We start from the raw sequence: 22,611 nt of genomic DNA, 5'->3' as shown, positions 1-22,611 counted from the left end.
ATAAGATCTGTCTTAATGATTTTCAAATAGATGGATACACCAGTTCAGGAGATCTGTTTCATCAACAATACTCCAGGAATGAGGATGCCTGCTTCCATCCTTTCCATACCCTTTGTTACTGGTTACAATTAATTCTGCGTTATTGTTACCCAGTAATTTTAACTGATTAATAAAAGCAGCCAGATCCAAAACATTTAAATCATAAAGATCTTTTCTTCTATTATTGATCCACCAGTTTATATCCGGTTCTGCATACATTCTTACATGCATATCTGTGAGAACAGATGCATTTCCGCCCTGTTTCACGGTATGGCTGAAAGGCGATGCCTGCTGATACGCGGGCCTGTTATCGCCGGGAGCTCCTTTCAGTTTGTCTTTAAAGAAAGACATCAGCTGTTTACCCTCCGCGACTGCATCAGCGCTATAGTTTCTCAGAACAGCATTTTCTGATTCATTATAGAGCCGTTCATAGTCTAACGGAGGATCTGCCGCAAATACAGCCAACGGTCTTATCCCGAAAACACTTTTTCCTTGCGAACAGTATTCCGCGAACCTAACTGCCGCTGTTCCGGCAGCAGACATCCCGCCAATCACTATTTTTCTACCAGGGATCTTATACTTTAGTATTGCTTCGCTGATCATTGAATCCAGCCGCTCCGGCACCAGGCTGCCTATAAGAAAATCAGGATAAGCGTCTGTAGGCACCGCTGTCATTAACAAGATCCCTTTTGCATAAGCGGCCTTCTTGGCACTATCTGACAATCCTATACTTACCAGGACGATAGCACCTTTTATACTGCCGGCAGGCTGCCTTACCACGTAAAAATTCCGGAGGCTATCTTTTGCATTCCTGTATATATATTCCGGGCTCTGGGCGTATGAAGTTTGAGATGCTATTGTTAAAATGAACAGGGCTATAATCTTTTTACTCATCATAAATAAAAAAGTACAAAAAAAACTAAACTTCCTGATAAAACAAAGTCAGATATCCGTTAAGCCCGCCCTGGCCTATACGCCAGAAATATGCATCAGACTACAGCAACCGGAAGAATATGGGCACCAGCGTATGGCAGGATGTGCATAAAAAATGTCATTAACCAGCAGCCTTCTTTTCAGTCAGCCGTTTTATTTCCTTTGAGAGGGTTTGCTTTTCTATCCTGGACTTTGTAAGCCCAACCGCTTTTTCGTAATGGTGAATTGCTTTGCCGCTGTTGATGCCTGCATACAGATACCCCAGCAGGGAATGATAATAGACATGTTCATCCAGCTTTAGCTTCTCCGCTTCTTGTATGCCTTTTTCATGACCAAATACTTTTGCAAACGCAAATGCCCGGTTCAATGCAGTTACAGGTGAGTATTCAATAATAATAAGCTGGTTGTATAACTGCAAAATATGCTGCCACTTATCTTTATCAGTTGGGGTGGTATGCCAGTATGCAAGCATTGCATCCAGGTGATATTTTGAAATTTCATTGCCCTGGCAGGCATGTACCAGGTAATGATTTCCTTTTTCAATTAATTCCCCATCCCACAAATTCCTGTCCTGGTCTTCCAGCAGAATTGCTTCCCCGTTATCGCTTATTCTTGCGTCAAGACGTGAGCTTTGAAAACACATTAAGGCAAGCAATGCGTTTGCCTGGGGTGTGTTGGTCAGGCTATTCTCCGTAAGGATATACGTTAACCGGACCGCTTCAGAACAAAGATCTTTACGGATCAGCTGATTATTGGTCTGGGAAAAATACCCTTCATTAAACAACAGGTATAACGTTTTTAAAACACTTTCCAAGCGGGTCTTAATTTCCGCTTCACTTAAAATTTTGATCTGGAAATCACCATTACGAAGGTTGGTCCTGGCCCGTTGCAAACGCTTTTTTATGGTTTCTATTTTTGTTAAAAAAGCATTTGCAATTTCTTCCATGCTAAACCCGCAAAGGATCTGAAGGGCTAAACAGATCTGGGACTCTGCAGAATTGCCGGGATCACAAACCGTAAAGATCATGGCCAGCTGACTGTCGGCTATATTCTGATCGCTGAAGTCAAACTCCGGCGCTGCTTCAATATCATTTAACTGTTTGGCCTCTCTGACCTGCTTTTCAACAACAGCATTGTGTTTAAAATAGTCTTTAGTTTTGTTTTTTGCCACGGTATAAAGCCAGGCAGCCGGATTTTCCGGGATCCCTTTAATACTCCAGACTTCGGCGGCTTTCAGAAAGGTTTCGCTCGCAATATCTTCGGCAATTTCAAGCTGCTTTAAATTAAACGAATGATAGAGCACAGCCACTATTTTGCTGTACTCCGTTCTAAATAAGTGTGGTATTAAGTTATCCTGTTGCATAGATAAAAAAAGCCCCTGCAAATTTGCAAGGGCTATAATAATTATTACAGTGCATTAATTTCCCTGATCTCCACATTTCCGCCGAATGATAATATCGGGCAATCCTTTGCAAGCGCGGTTGCTTCTTCCAGAGAGGCCGCTTTTACAAGCGTGTAGCCCAGGATGGATTCCTTGATCTCCGTGTAAGGACCATCTGAAATGATGCCATCGCTTTTTAACACATTGCCCGTGCTCATCAGCCGGTTGCCCCGGTCAACCAGCTTACCCTGTGCGGCAATCCCTGCCACCCAGTTCATCCATTTTTGGGTATTGGCCTGCATTTGTTCCGGTGATGCCTGGGGCATGGTCTTGTAGTCTGCTCTGAATACAAATAAGAACTCTTTCATTTTTTTAAGTTTTATTGGTTTATACCCTAGGGACGACCGGTAATTCTCAATGGGGACAAAATGGAAAATATTTTTAAGATTTGGCCAGTACCGGCCTGGGATCAAAGATGACATTCAATGACTTAATACCATCCTTGCCTACTTTGTACCAGCCGGCAGCAAAGATTACCACCTCTCCCATATTGATGTCATAAAATACGGATACATCCTGATCCTGCACAAAAAGTTTTTTTACCTGGTATTTAAATTTCATCTTTTTCATATCCTGCATGTACACCTCTGCACCATTGCGCGTACCCAGCACGCCCACAAAAGTAAAGTCATCTGCCAGGTATTGCCTGGCCGTATCAAAGTCATCTTCATTCAATGCCTGAAGAAAGCCCTGTACTGCTTCTGCCGGGCTTACAAGGGTTGATTGCTGCTTTTCCATAAGACTGGTTTTTTTAAAGAAAAAGTTTCTGCAACTGGCCGGCTTATCAAGTGACCAGCGCTATCAATATCATTGTTTTACAACAACTTCCTTGCCAGTGAATAGTGATAAGGTTGGTGATGCTGCCTGTTATAACCCGGCGCTCTTATTCAATGGCTGTTCCCCAGCTCTTATCAGGCTCTGCTCCCATATTCAGTATTAAGGTGCTGCCTTTATTAATATCGCTTTGCCTGAAATAAAATTTATTCAGCGGCGCACCGTTCAGCGTGGCGGATTGCACATATTTATTTATTGCGGAATTATGCCGGGCCTCTATCACAAAAGTTTTTGCTTTATAATATTTCGGGTTCAGCACAAAGGTGATCCTGTTAAAAATAGGACTGGAAATTTCATAACGCGGATCAGCTTCACAGCCACCCGTCATCTGGAACAAACCTGTTTTCATTAATACATTCAGGGATCCCATCAGGCCCTGGTCTTCATCACCGTTGTAACCTAAATAGGGCGACAGCTCACTGTAAGCGCTGTCAATCACCGTACGGCTCCAGTATTGGGTAAGCCAGGGTGCCCCTGCATAATTGAAAATGAAAGCAGTTTGTATGCTTGGCTGGTTGGAATAATTAACCGGGATGCGCTGCTTTTTGATCATTTCCGGCGGGTTGCCCTGGTATTCACTGGAGAAACGGTAAGCACGCGCAGCCTCAAACTGGCTGTTTAATTTTTCAACCGCATTCTTTTTACCGCCCATTAAATTAAATAGTTCCGGCAGCGCATGCGGCACAAACCAGGTAGCCTGCGCACCGTTTGCCTCTTCAAAACCATGCTGATCTTCCAAAGGATCGTATGGCTCCCGCCATTTCCCTTCCCGGTCTTTAGGCACCATGTATCCTGCCTGGGAATTATACAGGTTTTTAAAATTCCCCGAGCGTTCCATAAACAGGCGGTAGTCGTCCTGCTTACCCAATTCCTTTGCCATTTGCGCCAGGCACCAGTCCTGGTAAGCATTTTCCAGTGTAATGGAAGCGCCGTCCATATGCATACCATACACCGTATCTGAGAGCGGATAAGGCACATACCCTTTGGCAATATACTGCTCAATACCGCCACCTTTTGCAGTGGTATGCTCGTAACCGGCTTTTGCCATCATGCCCCCGGGAAAGTGATCTTTCCTTAATCCTTCATAAGCCAGGTTCACATCAAAATCCCGGATGCCTTTTTGCCAGGCGCTTACATAAAAAGGTGTTGTTTGCGCACCTGTCATCACAAAAGTATAATTACCGCCGGCAGGGCCGCGTGGTATAAGGCCGCCATCTTTATAATATTGCAGGAAGGAATTGCAAAAACCGGAAGTTATTTCCGGGTAAACCAGGTCCCAGAGGGTATTTAATGTCCATTGCGCGCCCCAGAAGGCATCGGAATTGTACATGCTGAATTCAGGCTTTCCCTGGCTGTTTAACGGCACCTGTTTTACAACAGATGCGCTGCCTGTATTATCCACGTACTTGCCATCTATGTCGCTTATTACGCGCCGGCCCTGTATGGCATGCCATAGATCCGTATAAAACCTGCGCTGTTGCTTATACGTTCCGCCTTCCACCTTTATACGGCCCAGCATTTCATTCCATTCATTACCTGCGGCTTTTACCACCTGGTCAAAATTCCAGTCCGGCGCTTCTGCCAGCCTGTTGGCCGCTGCTGCTTCCTGGCTGGTAAAAGAGATGCCTACTTTCATTTCTACCGGCTCAGTGGTATTTGCCAGCTGCACCAGCAGCATTCCGTTGGTACCTTTCCATTGTTTCACCGCTGATCTTACAACATTATTTTCTGACAGGTAGATGGCCGTAACAGGAGTTTTGAATATTGCCGAAAAATAAACCGTCACCGGCTTGGGACGCCTGCTTGTTTTCCCATTAACCACATAACCTCTTATTTCATAATCTGATACCTGCTCATAACCCGCTGCTATAATTTCCGAGGGCCCGAGGTTGCCGCTTAGCTGGAAAACAATACCCCGGCTGCCTTTCCCGGCATAACGGTAGCGGTGCAGCCCTACCCTGCCGGTAGCTGTTACCTCTGCCGTGATATGGTATCTGTCTAAAAAAACCGAATGATAACCGGGTTTAATGGTTTCTTTTTTGTGCGAAAAAACGGAGGATGGATCTTTCAGCAGCGCCGCCAAACTATCCCCCGAAAAAGTACAGGGCATTACCCCTACACCGGAGAGCTGCCACTCATGGATATGGCTGATATAACGGATGGTATCTTCCTTATACCGGTAGCCGCCGTTCCAGTCGCCGGTAACAATATTATCAGGAAAAACGCTTACCATGCCAAAGGGCCGGCAGGCAGATGAAAAATAAAACCAGCGTGAATTGGCGGCATCCAGCAGCGGGTAAACCAGATCTACCGGGCGTTGTGGCGGTATGCGCTGTGCATTTGCCCAAGCGGGTATACACAGAACGGACCAAACTGCAAAACGTTTCAAGTTAATTTTCAATATGCTGCGCGCCCCCTTCATAATAAGCTTTTGGTTGATATAAAATGTTTGTTCATTGCCTTCATCAGGTTGACAAAAATAACTAACAACCAATAATTTTTTCGCGTAACTTGTGTTTGTTGTATTAACCACACATTAGCGGAAGATTAACGCTTTCCTGTTTTCTTATTTAATATTTATGACCTGTGGCCGGATTGGCATTTTGAATGTTTGCGGCCTTCTGTGTCAGTAACTTTAATAAAACCTCAATAATTTCTTTATGCGAAAAATCTACTCCTTTCTGTTGCTCCTGTCATGGAGTACAGCTTCAATTGCCCAGAATCCTTACCTGAAACCCGCTTACAAGGGGCCGGACAGTTCCATTATACTGGATTATGGCTACGGCAAGGTATTGTCGGTGAAACAGGTGGTCAATAATTTCACTTACTACCTGGGCGATGTAAGTACAGGCGCCGTTACCGTTATTCCGTATAATAAATCATACGATATTAATGGCTTAACCCAGATCAATTCAGATCACGCATATGCCTGGGTTACCCCTTACGGCGCCCTCATTTCAGGACAAACTATTGGAAGTGCTTCCGGTAGTGGCCTGGTATCGTTATACGAATGGAAACAAGGTGTGCTTACCAAGCTGGCAGATCAAATGTCCAACGTACATACGGCCGGCGATTATGCCATATGGTCCACAGCGCCCGGCGGCGGCGGGGGCCTGTTTTTAAGGAACCTGGCCACCAACCAGCAAACCCTTGTGGCAGACAGCAGCGTACAGTCTGCAAACGTGGCGGCCAATGGCATGGTGACATACAGCACCGGTCAATACCTGTATACCTATAAAAACGGCGTAAACAAATTGATCTATCATTTAATACCTTCCGAGTTTCCGGACGGCCCCGAATACATTTATGAGCTGCAAACCGACGGGGAACGCGTTACCTTCCTGAATTACCGGGAGCAGGATGCAACGCAGGCTTTTTTATATGAGCAGGATTCCGTAACCCTGTTGCTGACCGGAGGCGATTATGGCGGCTTTTCTGATTTTTTAATGAACGTTACCCACCCTATTATCAATAACGGTTATATAGCAGGCGTAAATTTAACCGCGCCTTACTATTATACTACTGTGGGAAAAGTGTATACCCGCGACAGGCAGGGCACTTTCCGTGATGTGCTGAATATACAAACGCATACGGATATTGGTTATGCGCGCATGGCTGCCATAAATGCACAGGGAGATATTGCCGTAAGAACTGTGTCGGGCGGAGAGCAGCGCACCTACCTTGTTAGCCAGGATGGAAGCTATAACAGGCAAATAGCCGGCGGCACCTCCTGGATGTACTACCAGGATACTACCTGGCTGGCTGCTATTGGCACTACCTTATATACTGTAATAAAGGATACCCTTGCCAACCATTATTTAAAGTCTTTCAGCAAAGTGGCTTATACAAACACCCGTAACCCGCTGCCCGCCAGCGATTTCCTGGAACATTATGTAGGCCCCGGCTCCGGTCCCGGTCAGCTGGACCGCATAGAAATTGTTAAACGCCCTTCAAAAGGTGTATTGTTAAATAAGAACAACCAGCCTATCCTGGGCAATAACAACATTATTTTAAGAGCCGACCTGGACACGCTCAAATACAGCGCCCCTGGCTTGCCCATCCGCCGGGATACCATTAAATGGCGGGCCTTTGACGGGGTAACCTGGACGGAGCCTGCTGATATTTATCTAAATATTACCCTGCCGCCCGACACTATAAAACCCTTTGAACGTAATACGCTGGCAGGTGTGCCTATCCGTTTCTGGTCAAGCCAGTTTAAGGAAAATTCTTCCAACCCGCTGATCGGTATCAGGATCAACAAGCTACCCACCTGGGGTAAGCTTACGGTAGATGGCAGGGCGGTATTTTATCAACGAAGCGTTGATATAACACTGGCTGAAATAGACCGCATGTATTATACACCCAACCCCAATATGGTAGGGGTAGATACATTGCAATGGATGAGCTTTAACACGGTGGCTGCCTATTCAGCAAACGACACGCCGGTGATCTTACGCGTTTACCCGCAGCTGAATACACCGCCCATTTTAAGAACGCTGGAAAGCAGCTATAGCAGGGCCGCTGCCCCGGATACCATTCTTATAGCCAACTATCCCATTCCACAGGCGCGTACGGATGTAATGGTGCTGCTGGATAACAACCAGCTGCTGCCCATAACACCGGATCATACCTTTATCATTTCTCCCTCATTGTATACTACCGGCACACATCAGCTGAAAGTGAGCTTTAAGCACAAGCTGGATAGTATCAGTATAGTGCGCAGCTTTACCATTACCAATGCCCTGTCGCCATTAATGGTGGGGGCCGATAAGCTGCGGATAACGGAGGAAACCGGCCCGCTGAGCGTATCGCCTAATCCCTTCAGCGAACAGCTTACGGTTACTGGTTTGGATGCAAACAAAACGTACATCCTGCAGCTGTTTGATGCGCAGGGCAGGGCTGTGCTTACAGACCGCTCATTTAATCAAAGCAAAAAAGTGCTTGAGCTGAGTGGCAGCCTGTTCATAAAAGGTATTTACTATCTGCAGGTGCAGGATGCCGGCAGTAAGGAGCCTGTAAAAACTATTAAGCTGCTGCATTTATAAAGCGCTTAACGATCTTATACTATGATGGCGCCCCGGTTGTGAGGCGCCATCTTTTTTTACGCAAAGGCAGGATATTACAAGTTTCCGGCAGCAACCAGGAAGGGCCCACGATAAATTTTAATCTCCAGGTTTAAAACTGCTACCGGGAAGCTGGCGTAATTAACCGGAATGATCATACTTACAGCTCAAAGTTTATTCCTCCCCGTACACTCCATTGCGATACGGAGGGATGGTTCAGGTAGGTAAAACGCCGGATCACATCTATACGCAGTACTTTGAAAATACGGGTAATACCAGCGCCCGCTTCAAAATACGGACCGCTGTTAAGTATATACGTAGCCGTTACATTATCCTTAACCGGAAATTTAAAAGCGCCATTTGCCCAGGGCTGGTTCTCTGTACGTAAGCCACCATAGAGCAACCTGCCGGATATTACTTCACGCCATTTTAATTTCCTTATCAGTGGTATACGGTCAAAAAAGAAGCCTTTAAAAGAGTGTTCAATACTGATGCCCGCATAGTGATCGCTTACAAACTCAAGGTAGTTCATCATATTAAAGCCGCTTGAGCTGTATCCCAGCGTTTGGTTGCCCTGGTGCATTTCTAACAAAGGCCAGGGTAAGCTTCCTGTAATGTACCCCGCATTGCCCGTTATATCCGTATAACCGAAGGGTGCCCAGTAAAACCTTTTTGTGAGGGTGGCATCAAAGCGGTTATAATTATATTCGCCACTCAACCCCTTAAAGCCATGCGTGTAATTAAGGGTTAGTATGGGGTAACGGTTTACAACGCTAAAACGGCCCAGATCATTCTGGTAAAATTGCTCATGAGGCGCCCAGCGGAATGTGGCGGAGAGCTCATTTGTTTGCAGGGAGCTAACCGTATCCACGCCATGTGCAAAGAGCAAGCTTCCGGAGGGATGCTGTTTTTTATATTTAAAACCAAAGCCAGCCAGCAGGTGGTTGCTAAATTCATAGACATAATCCACCCGGAAAATGTTGTTATACAGGTATTTGTCATTAGCCCCGCTATTAATGGAAAGTAAAAGATTGCTTTCCACGTATTCATCATCCGTACCTGGAATGTTGGTATCGTGCCGGTAGCCTACCCGCAGAAAATGCATGGGATACCTGTAAACAGAGCGGTTATTAAAGGAATAGGTGGCGCTGCCAAAGTATTTGAATTGCTGGTCTTTTGTACCATATGCCAGGTAACCATCCAGGTAATACCGCTTGCTGAAAGTGGTAGTGGTGCGCCCTCCTACCCGGAGCTTAAAACCTTCCACCGGGTTATAGCTCAGGAAGCTGAAAACCGGCCCTGCGCTAACAGCACCAAAGGATTTATAACCCGTTGCGCTCATATTTATCAGGTCTGTGGTTAGTTTGTAGGATGGCATATGCAGCAGGCTATCAATGCTCCCGTAGGTGCGGGCTTCTGTTGTGGAGAGGGTATTGAGCCGGTAGGCCCGGAAAAAACTATCCGGTTTTACAACCGGCTTATACTCGACGGTGTAGTCTTTTTTAAAAAGGCTGTCTGCAATGGGCTGCCCGGTTACAAAGTTGCTGAAAAGCACCAGTCTTTCACCAAACAGGCCGGAGGTACCTTTGGTTAAGCCAAAGTCTGTGATCACATCAGAGTAAGCCAGGTGAAATTTATGCGTAACGCTATCCTGCTCAAAATCCTGGATAACAGAGAAATTCCGTACCAGGCCCAGGTTCATATTCTTATTGGTATGCAGGTTCAGCTTTCTTACCGCGTAATGCCCGTCCAGCGTAATATACAAGGTACCTGTAAATAACAGTGCGTTGGTATTCCGGGGCATTAAAGAAAGGCGTACCAGCTTAACATTCTCCTCTACAATGGTGTCCTGTATGAAATATTTGTAAAAGGCAGGTCCTGCGTCTGAGATAGGGCTGATGAACTGCCGGGTAAAAGCCACCACAACAGGATCGTAGATATTAATATCTTCGTATAGCCGGTTCAGGATAACGCTTACTCCATGTGTATCTATAAAATCACCGTAATCAACTTTCTTCTGCCCCTCTATCACCTGGTTCTTCTTTTGCGGGCTGCGCTGAAAATAATTGCGGGATACATTTTCCTCTATATAAATGGGCACCAGCTGCTTGCCTGCTACCTTGGTAGTATCCTTATTTTCAAAAATAAAATGATACCGTTTCAATGGGCCTTTATCCGATAGCCAGCGTGGAAACCCATCCAGGTACATGCACAGCTTTTCATACTGGCCATAACTTGCAGTAGTATATGCGCCAATGCCATTCTCATTACGGTGGGCAACTACCTGTTTTATTAATTCCACCGCAGGATTATTCCGGTTGCTGTAACGCTGCCGTTTGCTATTTACCACCACCATTTCCAGCTGCCGCTCCCGGGAGACCAGCAGCACATTCATTTCCTGTATATACGCATTGGTGCAAGGCCGTACCTTTGTAAAAAAACCCGCCATCGAAAATTGCAGGAAACGCACATTACTGCCTATACGCAGTGAATATTTGCCTTCGGTATCCGTAAGGGTGGTATAATGGCCGTTTCCTGCGCTTACCTTTACATTAGACATTGGCAATTGGGTCACTGAATCCTGCACAATGCCGTAAACATTAACTGATTGCGCCTGCAGGCCGGTTTGTTGTAGTATGAAGAACAGCAAAACAAGTATGCAGGTGCGGTTGGGCATATTATATGACTTTAATGGCCTTGCAGAAAGCCATACCAATTTCGATTATATTCCGGAGAATTCAGCATTTACAGACGATCAGGAATATTTTCCGGACCAGCTGTTCTTTAATGCCGGTAAATTCCTGCGCTGCCATCCGGGAGATGGCGGTTAATATGGCGGGGGTATGATCTATAACAATTTTATGCTTCCCGGCAGCACGCCGAATTTTTTTCTGAAAGCAACTGCAAAATGATGTGCATGGGCATATCCCACTTTATCAGCTACCTCGCCTACCGGCAATTTTTCGTCCAGCAGTAATTTTTTAGCCTCCTGCATACGCAGGTCGCTTATATAGGCAAATACAGTATTACCGAATAAAGCTTTGAACCCGGTTTTTAGCTTGGTTTGGTTAATGCAGGCCATACGGGCCAGGTCCACAATAGAGCAAGCCTGCTGATAATGCGTATCTATATAGCTTTTAACTGCGTATAATGCGTCTTTATCTGCGGGCTTTAATTTTGTATTGCCGGCTGTACCCTTATCCAGCTGGCTCACCTGCGAAAGGAACAGCTCTATGGACTTTGCCTCGAGGTAGAGCCCCTTTAATGAACCACTATAAGGTGCGCTTTTCATTTCGTTTATGATGGCGTACATATTGGGCTGCATGGCTGCGCAAAAACCAGGCAGCGGGTGGTTCACTATTTCGCTTTCTTCAAAGCGGTTCATAAAATCACTTTCCGGTGTAAAGATGCTTTTAAAAAGCTGCTCAGATAACATCAGCTCAAAAAACTGCCGGGTGCCGCCATAGGTGGGTGATATAGATAGCTCGTAGGTTTCCGTTGCTTCCCTGAAAACAACAAAATGTTTTTCCCTGAAACTTTGGTCTTTACCGGAACGTGTTTCCGGTGCAGGATCGGTCAGGCGAAAGTGGGAAACAATTGCATTCTGCCGTGGTTTGAAACTATATACGCGCTGTTCAGGGTTAGCGCAGCTGCCCCATTTAAGGCCAATGTCCCCAAAATAAAGTTCTTCAGTATCCAGGTAATAGCCGGACGGGTCCTGCTCTGAGTGATGATATTGCTGTAATGCACTTGTACGGTACATAAAATTCCTTTTTCACGTTTACAGCCAGGGATGCTGTTATGATAGCTTGCAGGTACAAAATAAAGTATTTAAAGTGAGAAATTGGTTTATTGCGTAACCAGCACTTTCTTCGAGTATTGCAGCTGCGGCGCATAAAAGCTTACAATATACAGGCCGCTGCTCAAAGGGCCTTTCAGCTCATGTATGCCATTGCCAAAAAGCTGCTGCCGCAGCATAACCTGTCCCAGCAAATTAGTGACGGTAATATAACACTTCCCAGCGGCTACGTTCTGCATATTGGCGTATAATCTTCCGGCAACGCTGTAGGCATTAAAAACAGCATTGTTATTACTGCCAGGGCCCGGCCCGGCATCATCCTTTCTTTGAAATACCAGGTAAAAGCGGTTTTTATATTCTCCTTTGTCCAGGTACAGCCGGTAGGGCGCCTCTGCCTGGAGGCTACGGGTAACCTTTGCAATAGTGTCCAGCAGATAAATATGCCAGTTGGCTGGGATCCGTTCCAGGTCCTGCCCCTTAAAGGTGATCCATCCTGCACGATCTGTCTGGAGCACCAGCGGAATGGCGCCTGCACTGTCTTTGAGAGTAGGCCAGGCACATATGGATAACATTGCATTGTCGGTGGATAGCGCATACAGGTTGGGCACCTGCGGATCTGTATTCAATCTTTTCAAAGCATCCAGGCGCTCTTCAAAGCGGGTACTGGCAGTATCTTCAAAATAAACCACCACGGGGTCTGCCGGGTAGCTTTCATCGGCAAATGCAGCGGTTAAACGCAGCACAGGCGACAGGTTAGGATATTCCCGGTGAAAGTCCGGGTTCAGGTCATTGACCCGGGCGGTATTCTGAACAGACAAAGCGCCTGTAACCGGGTAAGCGCCATCTGACACATGCACGAAAAAACCCTGCATGGCGCCAATGATATTACCGGCAATACCGTCGCTGGATACGCCATTGATGTAAGAGCTGTAGGTGCCGGTATACTGATCCACGGTTCCTGCATTAAAATAATAGATGGCGTCGTCAATATTTGTTTTGGTCCACCCGCTGGAAGCATCCCAGTCAACCGGCGAGGGATAAGGATTGCCAACCAGGTTAAAACCAAGGGTATAAGGCTGATGGTTGTTATACAAAGCAGGTAAGGATACGGTATGATTGTTCACCACACCGGTAATATCTGCCGTAACGGGCAAGGCGCCTGTTCCAAAATTGGCGGCATACCCTTCCATTACTACCAGGGGATCTGAAGGGTTCACGTAATGGACCCAGCCTGAGCTTGTGAGGCTCTGATCATACCGGTACAGTGTGGGAAAGGAGGCGCCAAGGTCTATATCATCTGCCAGCTCACTAACAGCAGCATTTTGAAAGGGCGAGCTCAGATACTTGTACCCGAAGCCGGAAGCCAGATATCGCTGCATGGTTACATTACCCAGCACCTCTCCTGCTCCTGTTCCATCGATCAGGGCGGTTTGCCCTGCGGTAGAAAGCAGGGTGAGATTTCCGCCCGCCTGCAGCGTGCCATCAGATAAGAGGACCGCTTTCAGCGAATGGCCGGCGGTAGTAATTGTGGTGGTGCTGCCAGCGCCGGTTGTTATATTATTAAAGATCGTTGGCCCGCCGTTCAGCGTTTGTACGTTACCGTGAAATATCACGGTACCGGTGTCCTGGGTAAAGCTGCCATCATTCTGCCAGTTAGCCTGCAAAACGATATTCCCTTTACTGATCACATAAGCGCCGGAGGGAATAATAAGCCCCTGGGCCCGTAAAACAGCCGGGATAAGAACAGCCAGGATAAAGATATACCGGGTCAGGATCATATTTATTGAATAACGGTGATATCAAATACCACGGTGCCCAGGCTCTGGTTACCCAAGAGCCCGGCGCCGGTATTGGTAAAATTGAGCTGTACCGTATTAGCGGCGCTCACCCGCGACCATGCAATGCCTAAACCATTAGGCAATGCGGTACGGGGATTTATAATAACCGTTGCATTAACGGTAGCGCCGGTTACGGTGGCCGTTTTGGTAAGGCTGCCCGTATACGTAATACTGGTATTATCTGTAATGGAAACGGATGTTTTAATGATGTTGTTCATAACAGTGCCGCTGGCCCCCAGCTTAAAAGTGCCTCCTACATCCAGCTTGGCGGCAGGGCTTGTAGTGGCAATGCCCACATTTTCTGCTGGTGAGATCCGCATGGCCTCATTAGAGGCAGCTGTACCGGCCACCAGGAATATGGTGGACTTAGCTGCGTTATTGTTGACAATATAAAGGTCGTTACCGGAACCTATCAGGTAACAATCATTGGGTTTACCGGTTTCAATGGGGTTGCCAGCCTGGTATGTATATCCGGAGCCGTTAATCCCCATGTCCACAAAATTGGTGGTTTCTGTCCCATTATCTGCGGTTGCTACATAGTCTGAGCTGGACTGCGTGCCGTTGGATAAATTGCGGATATTCATCTGGAAATAGCTGTTGATCGTGCCTTTCGCATAAACAGCATTCACAGAAGTAGTGGTGCCTGCGTCTATAAGGAGCTTTTCCCGGTTGTCAGGATCAAATACAGTAGTTCCGATAGCTACGCTGCCAACGCTGTCAATGATCATCCTTTGCGTGTTATTGGTGCGAAAGCTAAGCCCTACATTACTGGTAGTACCCACAAAGTTGGTGGTTTGGCTGGTGCCTGTATTGCCGGTGGTAGACCAGCTGCTGCCTGGCGTGCTGAAAGTGCTTACAGGCAGCTTTTTGACGATGCCGCTGGAAATAGTTAGCATACTGTCTGTACTGGTGGCAGTACCTGCCTGTACCCCTAACAGTGTTACGGGATTAGTACCTACCACATGCAGGGGTGCTGTAGGCGTTCCAGTGCCAAGCCCCAGGTAGCCGGTAGGAGCTACTGCATTCATTACCGTACCTGAGGCATTGCGCCATTCGGTGATATTGGCGGTCTGGGAAGCGGAATTGGGCTGAAGAGCCAGCGCTACGCTTACATCCCGCTGTGCTTTTACGAGTACGCCTGTATTAAGCAGGGTGCTGCCACTCACAAATGCCGGTAAGGTAGCTGTCTGGCGGTCCCCACCCAGGATGGTGGTATGATAGGATCCCATTTGCAGGGCCCTGCCTCCTCCGCCCTGCCAGAAAAGGTCTCCGCCGTCGCCGGCAATACGGAGATCTCCCACACCCTCGCCTGACGTATTGGAGAACAAAACCTGGGATACACCAGCCACATGCCGGATCTCCAGGGTATCCTTTACTACCAGGCGGTTAGCAGGGTTGGTAACGCCAATGCCTACTCCGGTAGGTGTGACCCGCATGATCTCTGTACCGGAGCCCATAATATTTGCGGCTGTATACACAAGGCCGGTGCGGAAAGTGATAGGCCTGGTTGATTCTGACCCCAGCATCATCTGGTTGCCGTCATTACCGAAAAAGGACGTATTTACATTGGTTTTGGTGAAAGCAAACAGCATGTTGCGGGTATTGCTTCCTGACCCGTATTGCACTACGGAGCCGGTTTCATTGGCCGGTACATTACTTTCTCCAAAGGCCATCCTGAATGCGCTGTTGTACGCATAATTCGGGTAGGTGGTGGCTGTGGAAACAATGGCGCCGTTCACCGCCAGCTTTTGTGTGGGCGTTAGTGTACCGATGCCAATATTGCCAATGCTGTCAATGATCATCCTGTTAGTGTTGCTGGTATTCAGGCGCAGGCTTACACTATCTGTTGTGCCCAGGAAATTTGTGGCGGAGCTGGTGCCGCTGTTACCGGTGATGGACCAGGGACCGCCTGCCCCGGAAGTGAGAATGGTCCACGCGCCATTGATATAATAGTAAAGCCCTTTAGTACCATCTGTCTGAAAAACGAGCAGACCTTCAGCCGGGCTTGCAACTGCTGTCCGTTGCGCTGCTGTCATACGGGGCGGCAGAAAACCTTTACTGGTGGACTTTACGTCCAGCGCCGCTGATGCCTGCCCCGTTGTATAAGCCGCATCATCTGTAACGATCACTGTCTGGGAAAATGCTGAAGAACAGCAGCAGCACCAGCACCCAATCAATAATTGTATGATTTTTTTTATCATATATTTCACATTAAAGATTCCAGTCTGGTTCAGCTGGGGTAATGGCCATGCCGGTGATCATTGTGATACTGATGGAGGAGCAATGGTGGGGCTGACTAAAAAGAGGTTTTACTTTTAGTCAGCCCCTTCCGGGCATACAAATCGTTTGCTGCACAAGTGGAGCTAAACCAGTTTTTTGTTTATCGCCTTTCACATGCTAACTAAAATTTATTCGAACTTATTAAAGGCAGCTATTTCATTATTCTCATGGCCGGCAATTACTACATACACACCAGAGCCGGGGGAGGTTTCTTCCACATCTGCTTCGGTGTAGACCTTTCCGCAAATAACAGGGCCGAATTTGCAGCCTGTCAGCAGAAAATCCTCACTGGCCCCGGCAAAAAGGTTAGGAACCCCGGATGCATCTGTATAAAACTGGTAATATATATCAACGGACTTATGGGCGCCTTTTACTACAAACACGGCCGTTGTAACAAGTAAAAAAACTAAGGTGGCGAAATGGATCTTTTTCATAGAATGTATTTTTTATTATGGTTAAAAAAATGACTGACGCTGTTTAGGGCTGATCTCAAAAATTATCCCGGCAGCTGCCATTACAAGGAGCAGACTGTTCATTACCAGCTGTCCGGCCCAGGACGTAAATCTGAATAATCCGCTACATGCGCAGGGAACATTAACGCCCCGGTATAGTATTAAAATAATATAGACAGAATAGGTTAGCAGGAGGATAAAGGTGCCGCCCAATGCCCATAAACGCATACTGGGCCAGATAAAAAGAAGCGCCAGGCCCAAATGGATCAACGGCACCGCCCAGGCCAGGAAGCCGGCAAAACTATTTATATAGTCAAAGGCGGTAAGTTGATTGCGAAACATATGATGATCCAATAGCTTGATCCAGCCGGCATATACAAACAGGATGATGAACATTAGGGCTATCAGGTCTGAAAGTAGCTGCTTTTTCATAGAAATAAAGATCTTGTTCCCAAAATGAACAAAATGAACAGACTAATAAAACTTATAACTGCTGCCCCCAGCAGATGGTCTTCTTCATAGGACAAACATTATGTCTTGATCCGGGAGCCATGGCTGTATGGCTGCAAGGGGGTCACTTTTTACTATAACACTGTTTAACAAAAAAGGTTCATTACAACGGTATAGCGCAAATACTAAATAAAACAGCCGGACGATACCGCCCAGCTGCACAATAATATATTATGGGTAACTCACTGCTTCAGCACATCCAGCACCGGGCGCTCTACCCCTGATAACGTTTCCACACCGGGTTTTAACAGCTCCAGCACGGCTACGTGGTTCACACCTTTCTTCAGCCACTCTGCAGGTACATAAATAGTTTGCTGAGGGCCTATTTCCCAATACCGGCCTAAATTATGCCCGTTGATCCATACTGTTCCCTTGCCCCAGCTGCTCATATCCAGGTAAGTATCGCCAGTTTTTGATAAAACAAAAGTACCTTCCTTCAGCACCGGCGCATTACCACGGGGAATCCTATACGCTTTAGCAGCACCGGCAGGCAACGTATCAAATGGAAGCCTGAACTGTTGCCAGTTCAGCAGCTCCCGGTTATTCAACAGCACTTTTTCCGTGATCCCTTTTTTATTCTGTAAAAGGTAAGGGCCAAAGTTAATACGGCCCAGGTTCTCAACCAGCAGCTCCAGTGTTACTTTACCCTTGGGCAGCTGCACCTGCAGGCTGTCCTGGTTTAAACGCCGGTCCAGCACAGCGGCCCTTTTACCATTAATGAGCACCAGCGCATAATCACGCAGGGCTTTTATTTTCAGCAAGCCGGCCTGGCCTCCGTTCAGGGTAGTGCGGTATAATACCCATCCATAGGCTTGCCCAAGGTCTTCAAACGTTAAAGGTGTTGTATTATTAACCGGTTTGGGCAACAGGTCAAATAAACTGCGGGTTCGTGTGAACCGGATGGCGGGGATCTCAATAACCGGCCGGGCTGCAGGCACTTCAGGCAGTACCTGATCTGCCGGCAAATGCCTGCTGATCACTTCCCTGAACTTCATAAATTTTTCTGTCGCATTGCCGGCTTCATCCAGGGGCGCATCATAATCATAGCTGCTGATCTGCGGCTCATAAGGATTCTGATCATTATAGTTGGCGCCATTCATAAAGCCCCGTGTGGTGCCGCCATGGAACATATACATGTTGATGGAGATGCCTGCAGCCAGCACACTATCCAGCCTGCCCAGGTATTTCTCATAGGGTATGGTATGGTGTTTTGTTCCCCACCAGTCAAACCAGGCAGGGTACCATTCTGCAATGTAAAAAGGACCTTTGCCGTTATGCCAGGTGCGGATCAACTGTTTCACCTTTGCAGGATCATCTATCCCGTTAATAGCAGGCAGCAGGCCGGGTAAATGCCCGTCCCTGATAGCAGGCTCCGGATCGCAGGTATATAACAGGCCGTCAAAACCGGCTTCCTGGAATATTTTACGGTTAATGTCCAGGTACTCCTTATCATTTGAATAAGAGCCATACTCATTTTCCACCTGCACCATTAAAATATTTCCGCCATGGTTCACCTGTAAGGGCGCCAGCTGTTTACCTACTTCTTTTATGTAATTGCGATAGGCTTCCAGGTACCTGGACTCCTTGCTGCGCACCACCAGTCCTTTTTCTTCCTGCAGCCAGTAAGGATAACCGCCAAACTCCCACTCTGCACAAACATAGGGGCTTGGCCGCAGCACTACCCACAAACCTTCTTCCTTAGCAGTGTTTACAAAGGCGGCAATATCATTATTCCCTGAAAAATCATAATGCCCTTTTTCCGGCTCATGCACATTCCAGAACACATAGGTACCTATGGTGTTCAGCCCCATTGCTTTTGCCATTTTCATCCGTGCGCGCCAGGCTTCCCGGGGCACGCGGGGGTAATGCATTTCGCCGGAGATCATCTGGAACGGCTTACCATCCAGCAGAAAAACAGAATCGCCCAACGCAAAACTATGTGTGCCGGTTTGCTGCCCTGCTGCTGCCAAATAAAAAGCCATCATAGTAATAATCACTACGCTTATCCTTTTCATGCTTTACTGATTTAATCAAGATTTCCCCGCCAGGGTTACCACTGCACGGGCAGGAATACGGATGCTGTTTGTTACAGTAATATCAGTGTTGCCGGGAGCCAGGCTGCCCTGGTCTGATGTGGTGTAGGAACGTACCCGGCTTAATTTTGCATGCCGGCAGTGGAGGGTTATGTCCACCGCGGCTGCACTATTGTTCACTACTACTATACTAATGGTATTATCAATGTTCTTGTAAGCAGAGATCAACAGGTTCTTTCCCAGCGCGGCACTGTCACTAACGGTTACCTGTACACGCCGGGCGCCGGGACGTATAAACCGGCTGTAGTTGCCCATGGCCCACAGCATTTTACTATCATGGTACTGCCCGTCTGTTTTATTTTTATCTATGTAGATCAGGCCGTCTTTATAATCATAGGGCGATATGGCCAGCCAGTATTGCCAGGCAGCCGCATTGGCCACTGCCAGGTCATTATGAATAACCCCTGCAAGATATAAGGCAGCTTCCATGCCCAGGTCTTTTTTACTGCCATTGATCTCGCCTGCATTATCGCCCAGGATACAATATTCGGATTGCCAGTATTCCAGGCCGGTTATGTTTGCAATACCGGCAGCCAGCTTTTCCCTCATTTGCACCGCCTTGTTGTAAGGGGATGTTGTGAAATAGCTGTGTGCGGCAATGCTGTGCTGTACCTGCGGCAGATTGCCTAAATATCCCGTGGAATGCGGGTCAAAAAAAGTATTGGTTTGCTCACCCTTGCCGGGCTTATCTCCTTTTTCGTAGAGATAATTGATCTGGCCTGCTTCGGGCAGCAGTATTTTTGTAGAAAGTCCTTTATCTGCAAAAGTGCTGCTGATGCTGCGTACAAGGCCGCTGATCTGCTCATTGGTATAAGGGCAACCTTCCTGCCCTCCATCACTCCAGTCCCACTGCGGTTCATTAACCGGGCTGATATAATTGAACAGGATGCCTGCGCTTGTATACACACCGTTCAGTACCTGCACCAGGTAGGCAGCCAGGGCGCTGTATTTAGCAGGATCAATATTGCAATTTCCCCCGCTTGCAAACGCTTTTCCGTTCTTTGTAAGCTGCACCGGCGGGCTGTTAAGAAAAGCCAGGAACTGCTGCACGCCGCTTGCTTTGGCTGCCTGTAAGAACCATAATTGCCCGGCCTGTCTTTTCCAGTTCCAGGTACTATCCTTTTCCAGGAACGATTCTGCACGGCGCCATTCATCTTTAATGCCGCTGGCATTCCCCTGCTGGGCGCTGCCTGCGCCAATATTAAAACGCCACATGGAAAGGCCTATACCTTGCGGCTGCCCGCCGGCAGTAGTATCCATGCCAAACAGCCAGTTTGCCATTTGCTGCTTTTTAACATCCGGCCAGTTGCCAACATACTGGCATGACCATGCATCCGATGCGCCAAAGTTCCGGATGGTTTGATGAGTGATCGCAGCATCTATGTTTACAACAACCGGTTTGATCTGCGCCTGCGCAATGCCTGCTCCTGTAAAAAACCATAGCAATAATGTAATCTGTCGCATAGCCGTAAAGAAATGAGGAATGTAAAATGTAAAGTCTTAAATGTAAAATGTAAAAGTATGAACAGCGTACTGTAACGTGTTCACTGCATTAACTTTTACATTTTACATTTTGCATTTATCTCGTTCATAAAGTCTTTAAATGTCTCTATGAACCTCCTTCGCCGGTTTATGATTTTACATTCTTCTAATACCCTGTATTCTGCGTTATCTTGTTATTAGATGCCTGGATCTCTGTTCTTGGAATAGGCAACCAGTAATGCTTGGCAGCAAAAGCGCGGCCGCTTAAGGCTACCTTCCGGGTATACACATAACTGCCGCCACTTACGGCAACATCAATGCCGTAGGCCGGTACATTCTCTGTTACATCGGCTATTTTCCAGCGGCGCACATCATAAAAACGGTGTTCTTCGAATGCCAGCTCCACCTGCCTTTCCTTGCGGATGGCATCGCGCATTTGCGTTTGGGAAAGTCCTGCCGGAAGAACAGGCTGGTTTACCCTTTGGCGGATCAGGTTAATGGCGCTGTACACCGTACCATCCGGGCCTGTTGCTTCATTCTGCGCTTCGGCATAATTCAGCAAAACTTCTGCATAGCGGAAATAGATCCAGGGCTGCAGGCCGGCCACATTCCAGGGATTGTCAATGGGATATTTATCATCCATAAACTTACGCAGGTAATACCCTGTTTTGGTAGTGTTCCAGTTGGAAGGGCCGTCTTTACTATCCTTTCCACCGGGGGTATAGATCTGCACGGTACTGTTCCTGTAGGAGGCGCCGTTATATAATATGGTGGCATAAAAACGGGCATCCCGGTTTGCATAGGGTTGCTGCGCATTATAACCGGAAGTGGGATCGGTAATATCTTTACCATTGCTCATCTGGTAGGCATCTACCAGGTTCTGTAAAGGTGTGTTACCTGCCCAGCCGTTATAACCGTTAGGGCCGTTGGAAATTTCCAGACAAACGTGGCGTGCGCCAATGGCATACTGTCTTGCAAAAATGATCTCGTTACCGGTGTATGACAGGAACAGCTTGGCATAATCCGCATCCAGGGAATACTTGCCCAGGTCCATCACTGCTTTTGCGGCAGCAGCGGCGGCTGCCCAGGTGCCTGTATTATACAGGGGGCTGGCGGCGTACAGCAGCAGGCGGGATTTCAGTGCCAGTGCGGCCCCTTTGGTGGCCCTTCCCAGCTGCCAGCTGTCATCATTTGCCAGCGGCAGCTGCTGAATAGCGCTGTCCAGCTCAGACACGGCATAGTCTATGCTTTGTTTTATGGTAGCCCGGGTAAATAAAGCATCATCGCCCAGGTTATCCTCCAGGTTATACACCTTATCGCCCATAAGCACTACGCCGCCGTAATTGCGGATCAGGTCCTGGTAACGGAAAGCGCGTATAAAATGCAGCTCGCCTCGTAGCTGGGTGCGGTGCCCGGCGCTCATTGCCACACTGTCTATATGATTCAGCGCATAGTTGCACTCACGGATGCTGCGGTAGCTTCTGCCCCAGATGGTGCCTGCAATGCCGGTATTCTCCGGCGCCAGCTGCCCGCGTTGTATCAGCCAGGTATTATCATCATTGTTGTAAATGGATTCGTCTGTAAGGGAGCTCCACATGCCGTATTCAAACCCGCGGCCAAAACCGGGATTGGTGCCTTCGCCTTCTTTGTCCTGCAGCTTAACGCTCATATAACGGTTGATCACATAATCTTCCAGCAAGGCAGAATCTGCCAGCACCGCCACATCGGGTACACGGTCTGTAGGTACAATATCCAGGTAATTCTTTTTACACGAAGCAAATGCTGCTGCCAGTGTAATGATCCCTATGCTTAAAATATTTTTAGTCTTCATGGCTGCTTTTTTACGG

The 22,611-nt window shown here is 47.4% G+C and carries 16 protein-coding genes; 2 read left to right on the top strand and 14 right to left on the bottom strand.

Annotation, left to right across the window (positions count from 1 at the left end):
* Positions 1-12: 12 nt before the first annotated feature.
* From KVT36_RS08750 to KVT36_RS08730, 5 genes are all read right to left on the bottom strand, one after another.
* Entirely contained in the window at positions 13-936 is a 924-nt protein-coding gene (locus tag KVT36_RS08750) for a hypothetical protein (RefSeq protein ID WP_217603114.1), read from the bottom strand.
* Positions 937-1,093: 157 nt separating this feature from the next.
* Complete coding sequence (locus KVT36_RS08745; protein ID WP_217603113.1) at positions 1,094-2,335, bottom strand: RNA polymerase sigma factor; 1,242 nt, start codon at positions 2,333-2,335, stop codon at positions 1,094-1,096.
* Between the two features lie 44 nt (positions 2,336-2,379).
* Positions 2,380-2,721, bottom strand: coding sequence for a YciI family protein (locus tag KVT36_RS08740; protein WP_217603112.1), 342 nt, complete (start codon positions 2,719-2,721; stop codon positions 2,380-2,382).
* A gap of 73 nt (positions 2,722-2,794) precedes the next feature.
* A complete protein-coding gene (locus KVT36_RS08735) occupies positions 2,795-3,151 on the bottom strand; it encodes a nuclear transport factor 2 family protein (protein WP_217603111.1) in 357 nt (118 codons plus the stop codon).
* A gap of 145 nt (positions 3,152-3,296) precedes the next feature.
* Positions 3,297-5,636 carry a GH92 family glycosyl hydrolase gene (locus KVT36_RS08730; RefSeq protein WP_217603110.1) on the bottom strand — a complete coding sequence of 780 codons (2,340 nt, stop codon included), beginning with the start codon at positions 5,634-5,636 and terminating at the stop codon, positions 3,297-3,299.
* 271 nt (positions 5,637-5,907) lie between these two features.
* Here KVT36_RS08730 and KVT36_RS08725 point away from each other — a divergent pair, with 271 nt between their 5' ends.
* Complete coding sequence (locus tag KVT36_RS08725; protein ID WP_217603109.1) at positions 5,908-8,292, top strand: T9SS type A sorting domain-containing protein; 2,385 nt, start codon at positions 5,908-5,910, stop codon at positions 8,290-8,292.
* Between the two features lie 178 nt (positions 8,293-8,470).
* Here KVT36_RS08725 and KVT36_RS08720 read toward each other — a convergent pair whose 3' ends face one another.
* Complete coding sequence (locus KVT36_RS08720; protein WP_217603108.1) at positions 8,471-10,987, bottom strand: DUF5686 family protein; 2,517 nt, start codon at positions 10,985-10,987, stop codon at positions 8,471-8,473.
* On the opposite strand from KVT36_RS08720, the gene KVT36_RS08715 reads away from it, so the two are divergent.
* On the top strand, positions 10,968-11,141 hold the full coding sequence (locus KVT36_RS08715; RefSeq protein WP_217603107.1) for a hypothetical protein: 174 nt from the start codon (positions 10,968-10,970) through the stop codon (positions 11,139-11,141). The genes KVT36_RS08720 and KVT36_RS08715 overlap by 20 nt on opposite strands.
* 17 nt (positions 11,142-11,158) lie before the next feature.
* Here the strand turns inward: KVT36_RS08715 and KVT36_RS08710 are convergent, their stop codons facing one another.
* From KVT36_RS08710 to KVT36_RS08675, 8 genes are all read right to left on the bottom strand, one after another.
* Entirely contained in the window at positions 11,159-12,073 is a 915-nt protein-coding gene (locus tag KVT36_RS08710) for a helix-turn-helix transcriptional regulator (protein WP_217603106.1), read from the bottom strand.
* Positions 12,074-12,159: 86 nt separating this feature from the next.
* Positions 12,160-13,887 (bottom strand): T9SS type A sorting domain-containing protein, encoded by a 1,728-nt coding sequence (locus KVT36_RS08705; protein ID WP_217603105.1) that lies wholly within the window; start codon positions 13,885-13,887, stop codon positions 12,160-12,162.
* Between the two features lie 2 nt (positions 13,888-13,889).
* A complete protein-coding gene (locus tag KVT36_RS08700; protein ID WP_217603104.1) occupies positions 13,890-16,148 on the bottom strand; it encodes a hypothetical protein in 2,259 nt (752 codons plus the stop codon).
* Between the two features lie 207 nt (positions 16,149-16,355).
* Complete coding sequence (locus KVT36_RS08695) at positions 16,356-16,661, bottom strand: hypothetical protein (RefSeq protein ID WP_217603103.1); 306 nt, start codon at positions 16,659-16,661, stop codon at positions 16,356-16,358.
* A 21-nt stretch (positions 16,662-16,682) separates the two neighbouring features.
* Complete coding sequence (locus KVT36_RS08690; protein WP_217603102.1) at positions 16,683-17,111, bottom strand: MauE/DoxX family redox-associated membrane protein; 429 nt, start codon at positions 17,109-17,111, stop codon at positions 16,683-16,685.
* A 260-nt stretch (positions 17,112-17,371) separates the two neighbouring features.
* Positions 17,372-19,204, bottom strand: coding sequence for a beta-galactosidase family protein (locus KVT36_RS08685; RefSeq protein WP_217603101.1), 1,833 nt, complete (start codon positions 19,202-19,204; stop codon positions 17,372-17,374).
* Between the two features lie 15 nt (positions 19,205-19,219).
* Positions 19,220-20,746: a glycoside hydrolase family 30 protein gene (locus KVT36_RS08680; RefSeq protein WP_217603100.1), complete on the bottom strand. Its 1,527-nt coding sequence runs from the start codon at positions 20,744-20,746 to the stop codon at positions 19,220-19,222.
* A gap of 184 nt (positions 20,747-20,930) precedes the next feature.
* Positions 20,931-22,595: a RagB/SusD family nutrient uptake outer membrane protein gene (locus KVT36_RS08675; RefSeq protein ID WP_217603099.1), complete on the bottom strand. Its 1,665-nt coding sequence runs from the start codon at positions 22,593-22,595 to the stop codon at positions 20,931-20,933.
* Positions 22,596-22,611 lie beyond the last annotated feature (16 nt).

Origin of the sequence: Chitinophaga sp. GbtcB8, from assembly GCF_019091455.1 — a bacterium.
In the GTDB taxonomy this organism is placed as follows: Bacteria; Bacteroidota; Bacteroidia; order Chitinophagales; family Chitinophagaceae; genus Chitinophaga.
This window is presented reverse-complemented; position numbering and strand designations above follow the sequence as displayed.

Bases quoted from the DNA above. Each gene is read 5' to 3' on its own strand.
- KVT36_RS08720 (WP_217603108.1), bottom strand. From the start codon at position 10,987: ATGCCCAACCGCACCTGCATACTTGTTTTGCTGTTCTTCATACTACAA.
- KVT36_RS08700 (WP_217603104.1), bottom strand. From the start codon at position 16,148: ATGATAAAAAAAATCATACAATTATTGATTGGGTGCTGGTGCTGCTGC.
- KVT36_RS08735 (WP_217603111.1), bottom strand. From the start codon at position 3,151: ATGGAAAAGCAGCAATCAACCCTTGTAAGCCCGGCAGAAGCAGTACAG.
- KVT36_RS08690 (WP_217603102.1), bottom strand. From the start codon at position 17,111: ATGAAAAAGCAGCTACTTTCAGACCTGATAGCCCTAATGTTCATCATC.
- KVT36_RS08740 (WP_217603112.1), bottom strand. From the start codon at position 2,721: ATGAAAGAGTTCTTATTTGTATTCAGAGCAGACTACAAGACCATGCCC.
- KVT36_RS08715 (WP_217603107.1), top strand. From the start codon at position 10,968: ATGCAGGTGCGGTTGGGCATATTATATGACTTTAATGGCCTTGCAGAA.
- KVT36_RS08705 (WP_217603105.1), bottom strand. From the start codon at position 13,887: ATGATCCTGACCCGGTATATCTTTATCCTGGCTGTTCTTATCCCGGCT.
- KVT36_RS08680 (WP_217603100.1), bottom strand. From the start codon at position 20,746: ATGCGACAGATTACATTATTGCTATGGTTTTTTACAGGAGCAGGCATT.
- KVT36_RS08710 (WP_217603106.1), bottom strand. From the start codon at position 12,073: ATGTACCGTACAAGTGCATTACAGCAATATCATCACTCAGAGCAGGAC.
- KVT36_RS08675 (WP_217603099.1), bottom strand. From the start codon at position 22,595: ATGAAGACTAAAAATATTTTAAGCATAGGGATCATTACACTGGCAGCA.
- KVT36_RS08695 (WP_217603103.1), bottom strand. From the start codon at position 16,661: ATGAAAAAGATCCATTTCGCCACCTTAGTTTTTTTACTTGTTACAACG.
- KVT36_RS08750 (WP_217603114.1), bottom strand. From the start codon at position 936: ATGATGAGTAAAAAGATTATAGCCCTGTTCATTTTAACAATAGCATCT.
- KVT36_RS08725 (WP_217603109.1), top strand. From the start codon at position 5,908: ATGCGAAAAATCTACTCCTTTCTGTTGCTCCTGTCATGGAGTACAGCT.
- KVT36_RS08745 (WP_217603113.1), bottom strand. From the start codon at position 2,335: ATGCAACAGGATAACTTAATACCACACTTATTTAGAACGGAGTACAGC.
- KVT36_RS08685 (WP_217603101.1), bottom strand. From the start codon at position 19,204: ATGAAAAGGATAAGCGTAGTGATTATTACTATGATGGCTTTTTATTTG.